The following is an 18,685-nucleotide window of genomic DNA, read 5'->3' as shown; positions in this document are numbered from 1 at the left end:
CTTAGTCGTTTCCTTTCGGCAAGTGACGCAGGCTGTTGGCGAAGGCAGCGGGAAGCTGGTCGTTCAGGCGATGGGTGCTCACATCCTGGAAGATCTGCATTCTGGCCAGCCACTGTTCGAACTCCGGCGCGGCTTTCAGCCCCAGCACTCGGCGGGCATAGAGCGCGTCGTGAAACGAGGTGGTTTGATAGTTGAGCATGATGTCGTCGGAGCCGGGGATGCCCATCACGAAATTGCAGCCCGCCACGCCCAGCAGCGTCAGCAGGTTATCCATATCGTTCTGGTCGGCGTTGGCATGGTTGGTGTAGCACACGTCACACCCCATCGGCACGCCCAACAGCTTGCCGCAGAAGTGATCCTCGAGTCCCGCGCGGGTGATCTCCTTGCCGTCGTACAGATATTCAGGGCCGATGAACCCGACCACCGTATTGACCAGCAGCGGGTTGAACTTGCGCGCCACAGCGTAGGCGCGGGCTTCGCAGGTTTGCTGGTCCAGCCCGTGGTGGGCGTCGGCCGAGAGCGAGCTGCCCTGGCCGGTTTCGAAATACATCACGTTACGACCCACGCTGCCCCGGTTCAGCGTTTGTGCGGCGGCTTCGGCTTCGGCCAGGGTGCTCAAATCGAACCCGAAGCTGCGGTTGGTGGCTTCGGTGCCGCCGATGGATTGAAACACCAGGTCCACCGGCGCGCCCTGCTCGATGGCTTCCAGGGTATTGGTGACGTGAGTGAGCACGCAGGATTGGGTGGGAATCTCGTATTTCTGAATCACCTCATCCATCAGGCGCATCAGCTTGATGCTTTGGGCGACGTTATCGGTAGCAGGGTTGATGCCAATCACCGCGTCGCCACTGCCATACAGCAGGCCATCGAGAATGCTGGCCGCGATACCGGTCACGTCATCGGTGGGGTGATTGGGCTGCAGGCGAGTGGAAAGCCGTCCCGGCAGGCCGATGGTGTTGCGAAACGCCGTGGTCACCTGACACTTCTTCGCCACCAGCATCAGGTCCTGGTTGCGCATCAGCTTGCTCACTGCTGCGGCCATTTCCGGTGTGATGCCGGGGCGGGCAGCGGCCAGGGCTTCGCTGGTGGCGTGATCAGAGAGCAGCCAGTTGCGGAAGTCGCCCACGGTGAGATGCTGCAGCGGTGCAAAGGCCTGGGCATCGTGGTCATCGATGATCAGGCGAGTGATTTCATCCTGCTCGTAGGGAATCAGCGCTTCGTTCAAGAAGGTCGTGAGCGGCAGCTCCGCCAGTACCATCTGGGCCACCACCCGCTCTTCGGCAGTGTCTGCCATGATGCCGGCCAGTCGATCTCCCGAACGCGGCGGCGTGGCTTTGGCCATCAGTTCGGCCAGCCCCTTGAATCGATAATGGCGGCTGCCCACCGTCGAGTGATAGTGCGCCATAGGCCTCTCCTGCCCTGCCTCGTATTGGGCTGTGCTGTTTTGTGCTGGTAAACGGAACAAAACTTGCTTGTTGTCACAATAGCGCTATCACTTAACGGGGAGTATCGAGTTTTGGCAAACCACCTGACAGGCTCGAAAAACAAACGAAAACAAAACCTTGCCAAAAACCCCATCGCAGAACAGACACATGGCGACACCTTCAGGAGCAGGTCATGGAGATGACGTTGTCGAATAACGCACCACAAAAGTGCACACGAGAAGCCTGCGATGCCGACGAGCACGCCCAGAACCTGACGCACTGGCAGCAGCAGTACGACCAGCTCAGCCCAGGCCGCTTTTACGGGCGGCTGGATGAAATCGCGCTGCCCGCCGTCCAGCTCTTCAAGGAGCATACCGAACAGGCGCTGCGCCAGGATTGCCAGGTGTGGGAGGATTCGCTGTGGCTGGGAATTCCCGTTCGCCCCCACGGCTCACGCATCAACGGGCAACCCTTGGCAGGCAACCAGATCATGTGCCGCCCGGGGGGCCAAGCTTTCGAGCTGGTGACCCCTGGCCACTTCGATATCTACGGGCTGGTCGTGCGACTGCCTGCACTCTACGCCGCCGCTCAGCAGCAGGGTATTGCTTTGGATGAACGCTGGCGGCGGGAACCAAGACGCATGGTTCACCCATCGACACGGCACGCCTTGATGTTCGTTCTTGAGCGGCTACTGGGAGAACAAGGAGCCCCCGTTGCCGAACGGCTGCACCAGGACATCGTCATGATGGGCCTTCTGGAGCTATTGGGCACCTGGCAACCCAATGAAGAGCTGCCCCCCAGCCATGCACACCGCAAGGCAGTGGTGGACAGCGTCAAGCGCTACGTCGAAGAGCATCACGAAGGGCCCATGACCATGGAAGCGCTATGCGATCTGACCCATGTCAGCCGACGCACGCTGCAATATAGTTTCACCTCCATTCTGGGGATCAGCCCACTGCAGTTCTTGCGCTTATCGCGGTTGAACCATGTGCGCCGCGCCCTGCGCGCCGCCGAACCGCCCCAGACGGTCACCGACATTGCCACGTACTGGGGGTTTTGCCACCTGGGGCAGTTTGCCCACGATTATCGGCATCAGTTTGGAGAGTGCCCATCGGACACACTGCGTACGCCGGTGGCAGATCGAATCACTTGAGCCAGCGTTGGGCAAACTGCTGCGGGTCGAGCGGTGCGTCGTAAAAATAGCCCTGCGCCTGATAACAGCCCATTTCCAGCAGCGCTTCTGCCTGGGCCTGACACTCGATGCCCTCGGCGATGGTTTGCAGCCCCAATGTGTCGGCCATGGCGATGATCGTGGCCACGATGGTGCGGTCGCTATCACTGACCAGCATGTCACGGATGAACGAAATATCGATCTTGATCCGGTCGGCGGCAAAACGCTTCAGGTAGGCCAACGACGAATAGCCCGTGCCGAAATCGTCGATGGATAAACCCAGGCCATGACCCTTCAAGATCTCGGTGGTTGCAATGGCGTCCTCAGGGTGAGTCATGATGCCACTTTCCGTGATCTCGACGCTCAGCTGGTCGGGGGCGATACTATGCTGTCGGCAACTATTCAGTAAGGTGGCCACCAGTTCGCTATCTTCAAACTGGTCTGCGGCAATATTGATGGAGAGCTGGCCGCTCAATTGGCACCCTTGACGCTGCCAGGCAGCCAACTGCTGGCACGCCTGCTCAATGACACAATTGCCCAGCGCCACGATCATCCCTCGATCTTCCGCAATAGGCACGAACTGACTGGGCGGGACTTCGCCAAGCTCATCGTCCCGCCAGCGGCACAGCACCTCGGCACCGATCAGTTCGCCGGTACGCATGTCGACCTGAGGTTGAAAGTGCAGATAAAGGGAGTGGTTGGACAGCGCCACTGCCAGGCGCTTGGCAATGCGTAGTTGATCGGCCACGGCGCGGCCCATCCAGTGTTCGAACGTACGCGCGGAGAGCTTGTGACGTTTCGCTTGGTACATGGCGATATCCGCATGCTTTAATAACGCCTGCGCTGTTTGCCCGTGTACCGGATAGAGCGAAATGCCCACGCTGACCGATAATTCGCAAGAGTGCTGCTCTATAACAATAGGATTCTCTAAACTGTTGCATAGCCGCTCGGCGGTTATCAAGGCACGGCCTTTATCGTTGGCGTTGTCACACACCACGACAAATTCATCTCCTCCCAGCCTTGCCAGGTACTCCCCGGCGGGCAATGCATGACGAAAACGCTGGGCGACTTTTTTCAACACCAGATCGCCAATGTCATGTCCCGCGGTATCATTGATCTCCTTGAAGTGATTGAGATCCAGGAGCAGCAATGCAAAGCGCGAGCTCGTCTTGCGAATCACTCGCTCTTCGAGGTGTTGAATGAAATCTGCCCGATTGGGGAGTTGGGTATCGGCATCGCAGAATGCCAGCTCTCGAATGCGCGCTTCATCTTTTTGACGTCCCAACTCCGAGGCAGCCCGCGCCGCGAAGATTTGCAGCACGGTGCAGACGATATGGGCATCTTCCAAGGGTGCCTTGAACATGACCCCGATGATGCCCACGGGCCGTCCTTCGACATCGTCCAGCCGACGCCCCACATAAGCATTGACCCATTCCAATGCGCCGTTGGCTTCCTTGGGCAAGCGGATACCTGCTCCTTCAAGAACGACGCACTCCTGCTCGATGAGCACATCCTGACACGGCACCCCGTCCAGATGGTAGCTGAAAGGTGCCTGTGGCTGACCGTTCACGAACAGCGACAAGACGTTGGCGAGATTGGGGTCACGCTCATCTAGCGTGGCAATGAAGCCTACTTCGGCCGCCAACGCATTGGCCATGTGATCCGTCAGTTGGGTCAGAAAGGCCTGCCCATGCTGAGCCGAAACGGCTGTCGCCACCTGTGCCACTGCGTGCTGGATACGCGCTTCGGATCGCCGATGCAAGAGGTTGTCGACCCCGAAGGCAACATCGTCAGCCAGCTCACTCAATAGCCGCAGCTCTCTTGTGGTGATCGTCGCATTTTCTGCCTGGTAAAGGCACATGACACCCAGCCGTTGCCCTCGGTAGATCAGCGGCAGTGCAACGAAGGCATTGACACCAAGCTCTCGTAGCATGAAGGCCTGTTCAGGATATTCACCCGCCAGCGACGGGGCCCAGACCACGGCTTCTTGGGTTTCCAGCGCCGTCAGCGCCAGGGCACGGCTGCCCCCTTCGATCAACATCTGCCTGGGGCTCAACCACGCCAGGTCGCCACTTTCTTCATCAACGCTGGCCGTGACCGGCCCCAGCTCACATTGGGCAAACGACGGCGGGCGCTCGTGCACCCAGGCAGCACTGTAGCCACCGACTTCGACCATGGCTCGGCAGGCTGCCTGGAGCAACCCCTGCTCGTCCGTGGCGTGAAAACGTGCTTCGTTGACGCGATTCAACAGCCTCAGGGCACGCTGCTTGCTGGCGATTTGTTCATCGGCTCTCGCGCCAACCTGACGTCGAGACAACTCGAACCCTGCCAGGGAAGCCACGATACGCAGCACTTCAGTGGCATAGTCAGGCAATTCGAGAGGGGCCGAGTGCATCATGGCAATGATGCCCTGACACTGCCCAGATGCGTCCGACATGGGCACGCCAAGATAACCTTCGGCATCATACACCGCCAGCTTGGGGTCATGAGGAAAGCGGGCAGCTACCTGGGATGGCATGTGGAAACAGGTGTCTGACGACACTTGGGCACACGGGGTATGCTTCAAATCGTAACTCGGCGCATCGACAAAGCCGCTGCACGACCATGTGGCCAGTGGCAGCGCTCTTTTCTTGCGAGGCTCGATACGCGCAATCATGACATGGTCGATATCGAGCAGAGCAGCAAGGGACTCAGCAACGTGACAAAAAAAATCACCCTGGCTGACACGCGTCAAGCTGGCGGCGAGTTGCTGAAAAATTTCTGGAGCCGTCGTGGAAGCCATGATATTTAGCGCCTTCGGGTTCTATAGGTCAGCCACGATGGCAAGCCAAATGCTTTTTAATAAGCCTTATTGACCGCTGTGTGATCATCCCTGAGCCATACAGTGATGGTATGAGTAGTCAACCCTTTAGCGGGCTCACTGACTTGATTCGAGTTTCGGTACTGCTCACCTGTATTCACTATCTTGCTGTTTTAACGCATTCAGCAAGACTCTTTTTCCGTCATCTGAAAACGATACATGACTGAGTTTCAAAACCTAATGAAACTCACTTCACTTTCTCCCCACCAGCATCAACATTTAATCAAATGGCCAATTTAAAAAAAGTTAATCCACTTAACGCTGCGCGTGCGCGCTGGCGTGAAAAAAAAGCTTGGGACCTCATCACCACTCAACCCATCAGGATGATATTCAACCTAAACAGTCCTTCATGTCAATAGGCCGTTCCCCAACCATTCAGGGCTATATGGAGGAAAGTGTGAACAAAATTGAACAGAAACGGCTAGCTGGAAATATCGGACGAGCCATTGCCAAGCAGCGAATACGCTGCCAACTCACTCAAGAAGAGGTTGCCGAGCGGTTGGGGGTAGGCAACGAAGCGGTATCACGTATTGAGAGAGGGCGCGTCATACCCAATATTGTGCGCTTACTTGAATTAGCCGAGATTTTCAATTGTGAGGCCGCGGAATTACTCGGAGAAGCCAGTGTACATATCGATGACCAGACGCAAAGAATCAAACTCTTATTAGCGCCATTAAAGCAACAAGATCGACAACTGATACTGGACATTACCGAAAGTCTTGCCCACCGCTTACAGCAACAGGCCTCCTTGGGTGAGTAATCTCCCCTCCGCACCACGTCAAACCACCACAAAATGTATCCATAAGTAACAAAATGGATTCAAAGTGTATCCAAGAATAAATTGTACGGCTTGGTAGCCTTTCGATATTCATGCTATAGATGTTCATGCCTTCCGCGCCAACACGCCCGACTGCCCAATGCGCATCACAAGGTAACGCTCATGCTGAATACCACCGCCTGGAATCGTCTGCGCTATAGCCTGTATGCACCTGTTTATGACGTTCTGATCTCACGAGCACTGCGTAAACCGCGCCAGGTGGCGCTGAGCCACGTGGATTGGGAGCCAGGCATGCGCGTATTGGTGGTAGGAGCCGGTACGGGGCTGGACCTTCACTTTCTCCCCCGCGAGCTGGAAGTGCACTTGACCGATGTGACGCCCGCCATGTTGAAGCGCGCCGATGCCCGGGCCAACCGCCACCAGCGCGACGTGCTGTGCAAGATCATGGATGCTGCAGCACTGGATTATGCCGATGGGCATTTCGATGTGGTGGTCATGCATCTGATCCTGGCGGTCATGCCCCAACCCGAAAAAGGGCTGGCAGAAGCGTTTCGCGTCTTGAAGCCCGGCGGGCAGCTGTGCGTTCTGGACAAGTTTCAGCCTGACACCCACGCAGCGGGAAGGGGGCGACGGGCGTTGAATCTGCTGACCTCTTTTATCGCTACCGACATCACTCGCCAAGCAACCCCGCTGCTGACGCAGGCAGGTTTTCGGATTCGTCATGATCGGCCAGTGCTGATGAACGGGCTTTTTCGAGCCCTGCTGGCAGCCAAAGAAAAACCAGACAGTACCAATACAAGCCATTCATAACGTACAATGAACGTACCACTCTTTGCGCCATTGACCCTGCCATGCCCCATGCTGCTGTAAAACGCTTTCATCGTTTGCCACTCGACGAGCAGTCTCGCATCATCGAGATGGCTTGGGAGGATCGTACTCCTTTCGAGGCCATTGCATCACTGTTCGGGCTAGGCGAGCCTGAGGTGATCGCCATCATGCGTTACCAGCTCAAGCCGACCTCTTTTCGCCTATGGCGCCAACGGGTCTCGGGTAGAACCACCAAGCATGCTGCACTGCGCTCCCCAGAGGTTCTGCGCGGTTACTGCCCAACCCAATACAAGCGGTAAGCTCACGTCCTGATCAGCCAGTATTCAAGGTACCGTTTCCATCAGCGATCAACTGTTATATTATCACATAACATAAACCCGTTTAGAGGTACTGGCAATGTCTGCGTTCGCTCCTTTACCCGTGACCGTGCTTTCCGGCTTTCTGGGCGCGGGGAAAACCACCGTGCTCAATTATATTCTCGCCAATCGCGAGGGACGTCGCGTGGCGGTGATCGTCAACGACATGAGCGAGGTCAATATCGATGGCGCACTGGTACGCGGCGGCCCCGGCGAGCCGACCCTGAACAGTGACGTCGCGCTGAATCGTTCGGAAGAGCGGCTGGTCGAAATGAGCAACGGCTGCATCTGCTGCACGCTACGCGAAGATCTGCTGGTAGAGGTGAGCCAACTGGCTCGCGAGGGCAAGTTCGATTACCTGGTCATCGAGTCCACCGGCATCTCCGAGCCACTGCCCGTGGCGGAAACCTTTACCTTCGAAGACGAAAGCGGCCAGAGCCTTTCCCAGGTCGCAAGGCTGGACACGCTGGTCACCGTGGTCGATGGCGCCAACTTCCTGGCTCAGTACCAGGAAGCGCAGAGTCTGGCCGAAGCGGGAGAAAGCCTGGGTGAGGACGACGAGCGCAACGTCGCCGACCTGCTGGTGGACCAGATCGAGTTTTGCGATGTGCTGCTGATCAGCAAGACGGACTTGATCAGTGAAACCGAACTGGCGTCATTGAAAGCGATCCTGCGCTCGCTCAACCCGGAGGCCGAGCTGGTGCCCATCACCCAGGGCGGTGTCCCGCTGGACAAGGTGCTGGATACCGGCAAGTTCGATTTCGAGCGCGCCCAGCAGGCGCCCGGCTGGCTCAAGGAGATGCGCGGAGAGCACGTGCCGGAAACCGAAGAGTACGGCATTGGCAGCTTCGCCTACCACGCCCGCCGCCCCTTTCACCCGCAAAAATTTCACGACCTGCTGAATGCCGAGTGGTTCGGCAAGGGCCTGCTGCGCTCCAAAGGCTTTTTCTGGCTGGCCACTCGCCCCCGCTACGCGGGCCAGTGGAGCCAGGCAGGCGGCATAGCCCATCATGGCCCCGCCGGGGTGTTCTGGAAAGCCATTCCGGAAGCCAACTGGCCGGAAGACCCGGAATACCGCCAGTTCATCCTGGAGAAATGGCAAGAGCCGTTTGGCGATATGCGCCAGGAGCTGGTGTTCATTGGCCAGAACATGGATCAATCCCGCATGCGTGCTGCGCTGGATGAGTGCCTGCTGAGCGAAGCAGAGTTGCTCGAAGGCATGGAAGCGTGGAAGCAGCTCCCGGACCCCTTCCCTGCCTGGGAGTAACGCCCCTAAACACAAGGTTCATCGCATTCTGGCGTGAATCAATTGGCCACCCACAGGTGGGCTGGGCAATGACCTGGTGGGAGGGGGCTTCAGCCCGCGATGATGGCGGCACCTGTGCTTGCTCAGGCAGTCGCCCAATGAATTGGCCTCCCACAGGTGAGCTGGGCAATGACCTGGTGGGAGGGGGCTTTAGCCCGCGATGATGGCGACACCTGTGCTTGCCCAGGTAGTCGCCCAATGCATTGGCTTCCCACAGGTGAGCTGGGACATGACCTGGTGGGAGGGGGCTTTAGCCCGCGATGATGGCGACACCTGTGCTTGCCCAGGTAGTCGCCCAATGCATTGGCTTCCCACAGGTGAGCTGGGACATGACCTGGTGGGAGGGGGCTTTAGCCCGCGATGATGGCAGCACCTGTGCTTGCTCAGGCAGTCGCCCAATGAATTGGCCTCCCACAGGTGAGCTGGGCAATGACCTGGTGGGAGGGGGCTTCAGCCCGCGATGATGGCGGCACCTGTGCTTGCCCAGGTAGTCGCCCAATGCATTGGCTTCCCACAGGTGAGCTGGGACATGACCTGGTGGGAGGGGGCTTTAGCCCGCGATGATGGCAGCACCTGTGCCTGCCCAAGCAATCGCCCAATGAATTGGCCTCCCACAGGTGAGCTGGGCAATGACCTCGTGAGAGGGGGCTTTAGCCCGCGATGATGGCAGCACCTGTGCCTGCCCAAGCAATCGCCCAATGAATTGGCCTCCCACAAGCAGGCTGGGGTGGCTACTCAGGCAGTCGCCCAATGAATTGGCCTCCCACAGGTGAGCTGGGCAATGACCTGGTGGGAGGGGGCTTCAGCCCGCGATGATGGCGGCACCTGTGCTTGCCCAGGTAGTCGCCCAATGCATTGGCTTCCCACAGATTAGCGCAAACACACTTTTATGTCGCAATGACCGGATGCGTCAGCGCTTGCGACACCAGCATCAGTAGGGCTAGAACGCCTTCTCCAATGCAAAGCGCGGCTGGGTGTTGCCCTCTTTCGTCACGCTCTCCGTGAACATCGCCAGCGGGCGCACCCAAAGGCCGTAGTCGCCGTAGAGGGCGCGGTAGACCACCAGCGGTTCTTCGCTTTCGCTGTGCTGGGCGGTGCCCATCACTTCGTAAAGGCTGCCTTTGTAGTGGCGGTAAATGCCAGGGGTCGGGGTGGTCATTCGCTTTCCTCTTCGGTTGTGTGTGTGGCGGCGGGCTGCTGCGCTTTTTTGGCCAGCCGCTCCAGCACTTTGGAGGCAGCCACGAAGCCAAAGGTGCCGGTGAGAAAGGTCGCCGCCCCAAAGCCGGAAGCGCAGTCCAGCCGTGTGGCATCGCCGCTGCCGGGCTTTTGCAGGCACACTTCGCCGTCGGCGCCGGGGTAGATCAGCTGCTCGTCGGAGTAGATGCACTCCACCGAAAAACGCCGCTTGGGGTTGCGGGAGAAGCCGTAGTCGCGGCGCAGCCGGGAGCGCACTTTGGAAAGCAGCGGGTCGTGCTCGGTGCGGGTCAAATCCGCCACTTGAATGCGCGTGGGGTCGGTTTGCCCGCCTGCCGCACCGGTGACGGTAATCGGGATCTTGCGCCGCTTGCACCAGGCAATCAGCGCGGCCTTGGCGATGACGCTGTCGATGGCATCCACCACGTGGTCGGCGTCGTCGGGAATGCGTTCGGCCAGATTGGTGGGCGTGACGAAGGCGGTATCCGCGATGATTTCGATCTCGGGGGCAATCAGGCGGCAGCGCTGGGCCAAAACGTCTACTTTGGGCTGGCCAATCGTGCCATCCAGCGCGTGAAGCTGGCGGTTGACGTTGGAGACACATACGTCGTCCAGATCGATCAGCGTGAGCTTGCCGATGCCTGAGCGGGCTAGCGCCTCGACCGTCCAGCTGCCCACACCACCAACCCCGACGACCACCACGTGGGCACGGCGAAATGCCTGCGCCGCACGCTGGCCGTAAAGGCGCCGAATACCGCCAAAGCGGAAATCATAATCGCTGGAAGAGGGCGTAGATTCATTCAATGACATGGGCTGACTCACAGGGCTTGCAGGACAGAAGGCTTGGCAATGGGCGGGGTTCGCACGCTATCCAGGGGTAAATGCCCCTGCCAGCCAAACTGCTCGAACAGGTGCTTCATGGTGTCGTCCACGGCACAGCCAAGCTGAATGCGCTTATCCAGCAGCGGGTGATCGAAGGCCAGGTAAGTCGCTGCCAGCAGCAGGCGTGGCGCTGCCAGCTGTTCGGCAAAAAAGCGGTTGTGGACACTCTTGCCGTGCTTGGCGTCGCCGATGATCGGGTAGCCGCGCCGGGACAAGTGGCGGCGTATCTGGTGGCGTCGCCCGGTCAGGGGGCGTGCCTCCACCAGCGAGTAACGCGCCACCGGGTAGCGGTCTACCTGCACGGGTAGCTCGACGCTGTCCAGGCGGCGAATGTCGGTCATCGCGGGCATGGCGGGCATTTCCGCCTTGGGTCGGGTGCCGTCCTCCTCCCTGAGCGGGTAGTCCAGCCGCTCCTGCTCAGGTGCCTTGCCGCGCACCACGGCCAGGTAACGCTTCTCCACCTGGCGTTCGCTGAACGCTTCGGCCAGCAGCGCCGCCGCTTCCGACGAGAGCCCCAGCACCATGACCCCGGAGGTAGGCCGGTCCAGCCGATGCACGGGATATACCCGCTTGCCCAGCTGGTCGCGCAGGCGCTGGAGCAGAAATTCGGTTTCCCCTCGCGCCAGGGTGGAGCGGTGCACCAGCAGCCCGGAAGGCTTATGCACGGCAACGAGGTGCTCATCCTGATAGAGGATGTTGAGTGGCGGCATGGAATTCCCTACTAACGGCATGAAACGACGACCCGGGTGGCGATATGCCCGGCGGGCTATTGTCGCGGCTACAGAGGTGAATGTCATCCGTTGCACAGACGAGAATGACTTTCATACCTGACCTGATATGTTATAAGATAACTCTTTTATTCCATCAGGAGTTTCTTATGAAGCGCGCCTTTGCTGCGGGAGTCACCCTCCTACTGGCTTTACCCGTAACGCCTGCTGGATGGGCTAACGAACAGCGCCTGGATATCGTCGCCCCGTGGGAAATCAAGGGGCCAGACCCGGCCATCTCGGGCTATGTATTTGGCCGCATGCGCGTGGCCGAAACCCTGGTGGACACCGACTCGAACGGGCAGCTTGCCCCAGGACTCGCCAGCGCCTGGGAGGTCTCCGAAGACGGCCTGACATGGCGTTTCACGCTGCGGGAGGGAGCCACCTTTCATGACGGCAGCGCCGTGACCGCCGAGGCAGCGCTCCACAGCCTGGAAGTCGCCCGTGCCAAACCGGGCATACTCGACAGCGCCCCGATTCAGCAGATGCGGGCCGACCAGGGTGCCGTGGTCATCGAGCTGGAAAGCCCCTTCTCGCCCCTGCCGGCCCTGTTGGCACACTCCACCGCGCTGATTCTTGCCGATGCGGCGTTTGCCGATAATGGCGACGTCGTGGCGATGATCGGTAGCGGCCCTTATCAGGTGGAGGCGCTCTCGCCACCGCAGCGCATGACCGTCACGCGGTTCGAGGATTACTGGGGAGAGCCCGCCAACATTGCCAGCGCCAGCTATCTGGCCGTTAGCCGAGGCGAAACCCGCGCCCTGATGGCCGAAAGCGGTGACGCCGATATCGTGTACACCCTGGACCCCGCCAGCCAGGCACGCCTGGCGCGTAACGCACGGCTAGCGCTGCATGCCGAGCCGCTGCCACGCACCATCATGCTGAAACTGAATGCAGGCCATGCGCTGCTGGAAGATGCGCGCGCTCGTCAGGCGCTGAGCATGGCCATCGACCGGCAGGGCATTGCGGCGGGCCTGCTGCGCACCCCGGAAGCCGCGGCCGCCGAACTCTTCCCGGATAGCCTTGGCCCCTGGCACCTGGGGCTTGACCCTGCGGATGCCCAGGATATCGAGGCCGCCAAAGCGCTGCTGGACGAACTGGGCTGGGAAGCAGGGCGTGATGGCATGCTGGAGCGCGATGGCCAGCCGTTTGCCTTGACCCTGCGCACCTATGCGGATCGCCCCGAGCTTCCGGTCGTGGCCACTGCCCTGCAGGATCAGTGGCGTGATATTGGTGTCGCGCTGGAAGTCGCCGTGGGTAACGCCAGCGAGATCCCTTCCGGCCACCACGACAACAGCCTGGAAGTCGGCCTGGTAGGCCGCAACTACGGCCTGGTGCCCAACCCGCTGGGCTCGCTGATGGACGATATCGGCAGTGACGCCAACTCGATGGGCGGCGACTGGGGCACCATGAACTGGCGTGACGAAGAGGTGGCTCAGTGGCTGGACGCGCTGCGTCAAGCCACCGACGAGCAGACCCTCGATGACCTGGCACCGCTGGCCGCAGAGCGCCTTCACCAGCAGATGCCGCTGATTCCCGTGGCCTGGTATCAGCAAACTGCAGCGGTCAACAGCGCCTTGGAAGGGTTCTCCATCGATCCGCTGGAGCGCAGTTACCGCATCGACCAAATGGGGTGGGCAGAGTGATATCACGCTGGAACCATGGATTGGGCCGACTACTGTGGTCGCGGCTGTTGCAGGCAGGGCTGGTGGCCTGGCTGGTGGGCACGCTGACGTTCATCATTACCCGCACCCTGCCAGGCGATATGGCCTACCGCATTGCTGCCGGTCGCTATGGGCATGACATGGTGGATGGCGCCGCCGCCGAGGCCGTGCGGGCCGAGCTGGCGCTGGACCAGTCGGGCCTGGGCGCCTACCTGGGCTGGCTCTGGGATCTCGTCCAGTTCGATCTGGGCCGCTCGCTGGTGAGCGGGCGGCCCGTGCTGGAAGAGCTTTCCCACCAGTTGGGCCACTCCTTGAGCCTGGCCGTGGTGGCGGTGTTGCTCTCGCTGCTGATTGGCCCCCCGCTGGGGCTGGCGGCCGGGCGCCGTCCCGGCGGCCTGCTGGACCGCACCAGCGAAGTCGCCGCCAGCGTGTTGCGCGCGCTGCCCGCCTTTGCCGTCGGGCTACTGCTGATCATGCTGTTTGCCGTCACCCTGGGCTGGCTGCCGGTGGCAGGCCACGGTGGGCCGCTGCATACCGTGCTACCGGCCCTGACGCTGGCGCTGGGCCTGGCGGCGGTCTCCAGCCGCGTGGCTCGCAACGCCATGGCCGAGGTTTCCCAGTCGGCCTACTACGCCTTTTCTCACACCAAGGGCCTTGGGCCACGGCGCAGCTTCCTGCGCCACGGTCTGCGCAACGCATCGGTGCCCGTGGTGGCTTATCTGGGCGTCCAGTTCGTCTACCTGATCGAAGGTGTCGTGGTGGTCGAAACCCTGTTCGCCTGGCCCGGCATCGGCCACGCCCTGGTGCACGCCATCGTGGCCCGAGACGTGCCGATGATTCAGGGCACGGCGCTGGTCATGGGCCTGCTGTTCGTGCTGCTGAATACGGCGGTGGATATCGCCTGCCACCTACTCGACCCAAGGAGACGCCAAGCATGATGGGCACTACCTCGTCACGGCTATCTACCTCCCGCCCCCTGCATGGCCATACGACGCTGCTATCGGCGCGCCAATGGTGGGGCGCGGGCCTGCTGGCCCTGCTGCTCGCGTTTGCCTGGCTGGTGCCCTGGCTGGTCGACGCCGACCCCGCCCGCCAGCAGCTCAGCCGCATCCTGCAGGCACCCTCGCTGGCCGAGCCTTTCGGTACCGACCACCTTGGCCGCAGCATGCTGGCGCGTATGGCGGCCGCCATCCGGCTCTCCTTAGGCATGGCACTGCTCAGCGTAGCCACCGCCGCCATTCCCGGCGTGCTGCTGGGCGTCGTGGCGGGCTGGCGGGGCGGCTGGACCGACCGCCTGCTGGGTAGCGTTGCCGATGCCTGCCTGGCGCTGCCGGGCCTGTTGCTGGTGCTGCTGCTGGCCGCCATCGCCCCCGGCAACTTCTGGACCCTCTACGTGGGGATCTCGCTGGTGCTGTGGATCGAGTATTTCCGGGTAGTACGAGCGCGCACCCAAGCGCTGGTCACCTCACCACAGATCGAAGCCAGCCGACTGCTGGGCTTTGGCCCGGTGATGCTGTTTCGTCGCCACTTATGGCCGGAGCTGGCGCCCCAGGTGTTCACACTGGCCGCCTTCGGTGCCGCCAGCGCGATTCTCGCCATGGCCGCGCTGGGCTTTGTCAGCGTCGGCCTGCGGCCGCCCACGGCGGAACTGGGCTTGATGATGATCGAGCTGTTGCCCTACTACCACGAAGCCCCCTGGGCCATGGCGCAGCCGATTTTCGTGCTGTTCGTGGTGGTCTTGAGCTTGAACCTGCTGGCAGGGAAGGACCCACGATGACCTCCATGACGCTCACCACTCAACTGCTGGATGTCAGTGATCTGGAGATCACTGGCGACGGCGTCACCATCGCCCCGATCAGCTTTCGTCTGGCCGCTGGCCAGCGTCTGACCCTGCTGGGGGAAACCGGTTCGGGCAAGAGCCTGATTGCCCAGGCCATCATGGGCACGCTACCGCCGGGTCTGGCGGCGCAAGGTTCGCTGGAAATTGCCGGTGTGACTTATCCTGCCAACGCCCCGCAAAGCCGGCAGGCGCTGTGGGGCCGCACTCTGGCGCTGCTGCCCCAGGAGCCCTGGAACGCGCTGGACCCCACCATGCGCGCCCTGCCACAAGTGGCAGAAACCCATCGTTTCGTCGCTGGCAAGACAGCAGCAGACGCCCAAGCCGCCGCCAAGGCCGAGTTGAGCCGCCTGGGTCTTGCCCATGCGCTGCATAAACTGCCGGGGGAGCTTTCCGGCGGCATGGCCCAGCGGGTGGCCTTCGCGGCCGCCAGCGCTGCGGGGGCTGCCATGGTGATTGCCGATGAGCCCACCAAAGGGCTGGATGCCCCGCGCCGGGATGACGTGGTCGAATTACTGGCCAGCACCCCCGAGCGTGGCGGCGCCCTGCTGACCATCACACACGATATCGAAGTCGCCCGGCGACTGGGGGGCGAAGTGATCATTCTGCGCAAGGGGCAGGTGGTCGAACGCGGTCCTGCCGAAGTGCTGCTGAACCACCCGAATACCGAGTATGCCCAACGCCTGCTGGCCGCCGAACCCAGCCGCTGGCCCGATCCCCCCGCGTTTCGTGGCCACGACGAGGCCCCCGTGGTCAGCGCCCAGGGGCTTGCCATGACGCGCGGCGGTCGAGCGCTGTTCTCCCAGCTGGAGGTCAGCCTGCGCCCCGGCGAAATCGTCGGCGTGGTGGGCTCCTCCGGCTGCGGCAAGAGCACGCTGGGCGATATTCTGCTGGGCGTCACGCGGCCCAACCAGGGGCGCGTCGACTACCATCAAAGTATTCCCGTACTGGGCCGCCAGAAGCTCTACCAGGACCCTCCGGCCGCCTTTTCGCCCCACTGGACACTGGCGCAGCTGCTGGCCGACCTGCAGCGGCGTCACCGCTTCGACCCGGCACGCGTGGCGCCGCTACTGCAGCGCCTGGGGCTCGACGACCACCTGCTGGCCCGTCGGCCGGGGGAGATTTCCGGCGGTGAACTGCAGCGCTTCGCGATGCTGCGCGTGCTGCTGCTCGAGCCACGCTTCCTGTTCGCCGACGAACCCACGTCCAGGCTCGACCCCGTCACTCAGCAGCACACCCTCAGCCTGCTCATCGAGCTGGCCCGGGAGCAGGGCTGCGCGGTGATGCTGGTCAGCCATGACCCGGCCTTGATCGAGAAAGTGTGTGACCGGCAGATGGCCCTGACGTTGGCGGGTTAGCCCTTCGCCAACTACCTTGATAAGGTACCCCTTGGCACGCCACGCTGTGCCAGGGCTTCCATGGACAAGGAAAGGAGCCATCACATGCGCTATTCATTACCGCTGACCGGTATCGCTGCGGCCCTGCTGTTGGCAGGCGCGGCACAGGCCAATGAAGCATTGGACGTCGAGATACACAAGGTGAGCGCTGAAGGTATCGAAGAGTCGATTGGTACCATCGCCATCGAGCATACCGATCACGGCGTGCTCTTCACGCCCTCCTTGAGTGATCTGGAGCCAGGCGTGTACGGCTTTCACATGCATGAAAATGCCAGCTGCGACCCGGCTGAAAACGAAGATGGCGAGATGACCGCAGCGCAAGCGGCTGGTGGCCACTACGACCCCGAAGAGACCGACACCCACCAGGGCCCCTATGGCGATGGTCACTTGGGTGATTTGCCGGTGCTGACCGTCAATGAGGACGGGGAAGCCAACCTGCCGGTGCTGGCACCGCGCCTGAGCATGGAAGACGTGCTGGGCCGCAGCCTGATCATTCATGAAGGCGGCGACACCTACGATGACGAACCTCACCTGGGCGGCGGCGGTGCTCGCATGGCGTGTGGCGTGATCAGCTCGTAATTCCACTAAAATCGTCAGCCACTAAAGTCATCAGCCACTAAAGTTGTAAGGCATGACCCGACAGGTCTCTGTACATTCCTTCCGGCTAAATAAGCGTGGCCCGTCAAGGGCCACGCACTCCCCCTGACCTGTTGAGTGCTTTACATGATTACCTTCATTCTCTCGATACTACTGCTGATCGTGGGTTACTTTACCTACGGCAAGTTCGTCGAGCGCGTGTTTGTCGCTGATCGTAAGCGCCAGACCCCCGCTTTCAGCATGCGCGATAACATCGACTACGTGCCGATGAATACGACGCGCAACTCCTTGATCCAGCTGCTTAACATTGCAGGCGTAGGCCCCATTTTCGGCCCGATCCTGGGGGCGCTGTACGGCCCGGTGGCGTTCGTCTGGATCGTCATTGGCTGTATTTTCGCCGGTGCCGTCCACGACTACCTGACCGGCATGATCTCGATTCGTAACCACGGCGCGCACTTGCCCCAACTGGCAGGCAAGTTCCTGGGTAAAGCCATGAAGCACGTGGTCAACGGTTTTGCCATTTTGCTGCTGTTGCTGGTGGGTACGGTGTTCGTGACGTCGCCAGCCGCCCTGCTGGCCAACATGACCTCTTTCTCGGTCACGCTGATCATCCTGGTCATCTTTGCCTATTACCTGGTGGCCACGCTGCTGCCCATCGACAAGGTGATTGGCCGTATCTACCCCTACTTTGGAGCGCTGCTGCTGTTCAGCGCCGCCGGTATCGGCATCGGCCTGGTAGTCACTGGTGCGCCCATTCCCGAACTCTCTTTCCAGAACATGCACCCGGACAATGCGCCCATTTTCCCGCTGCTGTTTCTGACCATTTCCTGTGGTGCGCTTTCCGGCTTTCATGCCACCCAGACACCGATCATCTCGCGGACCACTGAAAACGAAACCAACGGTCGCAAGATCTTCTACGGCATGATGATTGCCGAAGGCGTGATTGCCATGATCTGGGCCGCCGCCGCCATGAGCCTGTTCTACGGCGACCAGACCCTGTCCGACGTGCTGGCGTCCGGTGGCCCGGCCGCCGTGGTCAGCGAAGTCTCTACCACCATGCTGGGCGCCGTCGGTGGCACACTGGCGGTACTGGGTGTCATCGTGCTGCCCATCACGTCCGGCGACACCGCTTTCCGCAGTGCGCGCATGATCATTGCCGACTATCTGAAAGTGGGCCAGAAACCGATCGCCAAGCGCATCATGATCGCGCTGCCACTGTTCGTGGCCTCTTATGCGCTCACCCACATGGACTTCACGCTGCTGTGGCGCTACTTCTCCTGGGCCAACCAGACCACCGCCGTCATCGCCCTGTGGACCGCGACGATGTACCTGGTACTCTCACGCAAGCCCTACTTGATCACCTCCATCCCGGCGGTCTTCATGACCATGGCAACGTTCACCTACCTCGCCTACGCCCCCATTGGCTTCAACCTGCCGCTGCAGGTCAGCTACGTGGTTGCCGCGTGCGGTACGCTGGTGTGCATCGCGCTGTTCATGAAGCGGGTACGTCGCCTGAGCCGGACGACCTTCAGCGTCGATGAACCCGTTCTCGAGGCCCCAGCGAATCCGGCGGGCCAACTGGCGCCTCAGGGCCACTGACACGCCATCCATCCCGAAGCGCATA

The 18,685-nt window shown here is 61.1% G+C and carries 16 protein-coding genes; 11 read left to right on the top strand and 5 right to left on the bottom strand.

From position 1 onward, the window contains the following. Position 1: 1 nt before the first annotated feature. On the bottom strand, positions 2 to 1,405 hold the full coding sequence (locus tag IE061_RS12840) for an ethanolamine ammonia-lyase subunit EutB (RefSeq protein WP_193461767.1): 1,404 nt from the start codon (positions 1,403 to 1,405) through the stop codon (positions 2 to 4). A 212-nt stretch (positions 1,406 to 1,617) separates the two neighbouring features. Here IE061_RS12840 and IE061_RS12835 point away from each other — a divergent pair, with 212 nt between their 5' ends. Further along, on the top strand, positions 1,618 to 2,577 hold the full coding sequence (locus IE061_RS12835; protein WP_193461766.1) for a helix-turn-helix domain-containing protein: 960 nt from the start codon (positions 1,618 to 1,620) through the stop codon (positions 2,575 to 2,577). Here the strand turns inward: IE061_RS12835 and IE061_RS12830 are convergent. Further along, positions 2,570 to 5,377: a putative bifunctional diguanylate cyclase/phosphodiesterase gene (locus IE061_RS12830; RefSeq protein WP_230478463.1), complete on the bottom strand. Its 2,808-nt coding sequence runs from the start codon at positions 5,375 to 5,377 to the stop codon at positions 2,570 to 2,572. The two genes, IE061_RS12835 and IE061_RS12830, sit on opposite strands and share 8 nt — an antisense overlap. A gap of 475 nt (positions 5,378 to 5,852) precedes the next feature. Between IE061_RS12830 and IE061_RS12825 the strand changes: the two genes are divergently transcribed. From IE061_RS12825 to zigA, 4 genes are all read left to right on the top strand, one after another. Next, the gene (locus IE061_RS12825; protein WP_026001833.1) at positions 5,853 to 6,215 is read left to right on the top strand and encodes a helix-turn-helix domain-containing protein; all 363 of its coding nucleotides are present in this window, start codon (positions 5,853 to 5,855) and stop codon (positions 6,213 to 6,215) included. A gap of 180 nt (positions 6,216 to 6,395) precedes the next feature. Next, a complete protein-coding gene (locus tag IE061_RS12820) occupies positions 6,396 to 7,043 on the top strand; it encodes a class I SAM-dependent methyltransferase (protein WP_193461765.1) in 648 nt (215 codons plus the stop codon). Between the two features lie 41 nt (positions 7,044 to 7,084). Further along, positions 7,085 to 7,360 (top strand): TIGR03643 family protein, encoded by a 276-nt coding sequence (locus IE061_RS12815; protein WP_039180420.1) that lies wholly within the window; start codon positions 7,085 to 7,087, stop codon positions 7,358 to 7,360. A gap of 97 nt (positions 7,361 to 7,457) precedes the next feature. Continuing rightward, a complete protein-coding gene (gene zigA / locus IE061_RS12810; protein ID WP_193461764.1) occupies positions 7,458 to 8,684 on the top strand; it encodes a zinc metallochaperone GTPase ZigA in 1,227 nt (408 codons plus the stop codon). A gap of 979 nt (positions 8,685 to 9,663) precedes the next feature. On the opposite strand, the gene IE061_RS12805 is transcribed toward zigA, so the two are convergent. The 3 genes from IE061_RS12805 to IE061_RS12795 are packed head-to-tail and all read right to left on the bottom strand — an operon-like array spanning position 9,664 to position 11,509. Then, entirely contained in the window at positions 9,664 to 9,882 is a 219-nt protein-coding gene (locus IE061_RS12805) for a DUF1653 domain-containing protein (protein WP_193461763.1), read from the bottom strand. Then, entirely contained in the window at positions 9,879 to 10,727 is an 849-nt protein-coding gene (tcdA, locus tag IE061_RS12800) for a tRNA cyclic N6-threonylcarbamoyladenosine(37) synthase TcdA (RefSeq protein ID WP_193461762.1), read from the bottom strand. The genes IE061_RS12805 and tcdA overlap by 4 nt, the downstream gene beginning before the upstream one ends. A gap of 8 nt (positions 10,728 to 10,735) precedes the next feature. Then, entirely contained in the window at positions 10,736 to 11,509 is a 774-nt protein-coding gene (locus IE061_RS12795; protein WP_193461761.1) for a pseudouridine synthase, read from the bottom strand. 167 nt (positions 11,510 to 11,676) lie between these two features. Here IE061_RS12795 and IE061_RS12790 point away from each other — a divergent pair, with 167 nt between their 5' ends. The 6 genes from IE061_RS12790 to IE061_RS12765 all read left to right on the top strand — a co-directional run bounded on the left by IE061_RS12790 (position 11,677) and on the right by IE061_RS12765 (position 18,660). Further along, positions 11,677 to 13,212 carry an ABC transporter substrate-binding protein gene (locus IE061_RS12790; RefSeq protein WP_230478462.1) on the top strand — a complete coding sequence of 512 codons (1,536 nt, stop codon included), beginning with the start codon at positions 11,677 to 11,679 and terminating at the stop codon, positions 13,210 to 13,212. A 20-nt stretch (positions 13,213 to 13,232) separates the two neighbouring features. After that, positions 13,233 to 14,168, top strand: a complete 936-nt coding sequence (locus tag IE061_RS12785) for an ABC transporter permease (RefSeq protein ID WP_016914989.1) — start codon at positions 13,233 to 13,235, stop codon at positions 14,166 to 14,168. Further along, positions 14,165 to 15,007 (top strand): ABC transporter permease, encoded by an 843-nt coding sequence (locus IE061_RS12780; protein WP_193461759.1) that lies wholly within the window; start codon positions 14,165 to 14,167, stop codon positions 15,005 to 15,007. Before IE061_RS12785 ends, IE061_RS12780 begins: the two co-directional genes overlap by 4 nt. Beyond that, positions 15,004 to 16,425, top strand: a complete 1,422-nt coding sequence (locus IE061_RS12775; RefSeq protein WP_193461758.1) for an ABC transporter ATP-binding protein — start codon at positions 15,004 to 15,006, stop codon at positions 16,423 to 16,425. The genes IE061_RS12780 and IE061_RS12775 overlap by 4 nt, the downstream gene beginning before the upstream one ends. Before the next feature lie 84 nt (positions 16,426 to 16,509). Then, positions 16,510 to 17,043 (top strand): superoxide dismutase family protein, encoded by a 534-nt coding sequence (sodC, locus tag IE061_RS12770; RefSeq protein WP_016914992.1) that lies wholly within the window; start codon positions 16,510 to 16,512, stop codon positions 17,041 to 17,043. Positions 17,044 to 17,187: 144 nt separating this feature from the next. Further along, on the top strand, positions 17,188 to 18,660 hold the full coding sequence (locus IE061_RS12765; RefSeq protein WP_193461757.1) for a carbon starvation CstA family protein: 1,473 nt from the start codon (positions 17,188 to 17,190) through the stop codon (positions 18,658 to 18,660). Positions 18,661 to 18,685: the final 25 nt, after the last annotated feature.

Origin of the sequence: Vreelandella hamiltonii, from assembly GCF_014651795.1 — a bacterium.
In the GTDB taxonomy this organism is placed as follows: Bacteria; Pseudomonadota; Gammaproteobacteria; order Pseudomonadales; family Halomonadaceae; genus Vreelandella; species Vreelandella hamiltonii.
The sequence above is the reverse complement of the archived record's forward strand: the minus strand, read 5'-3'. Positions and strand labels throughout refer to the sequence as shown.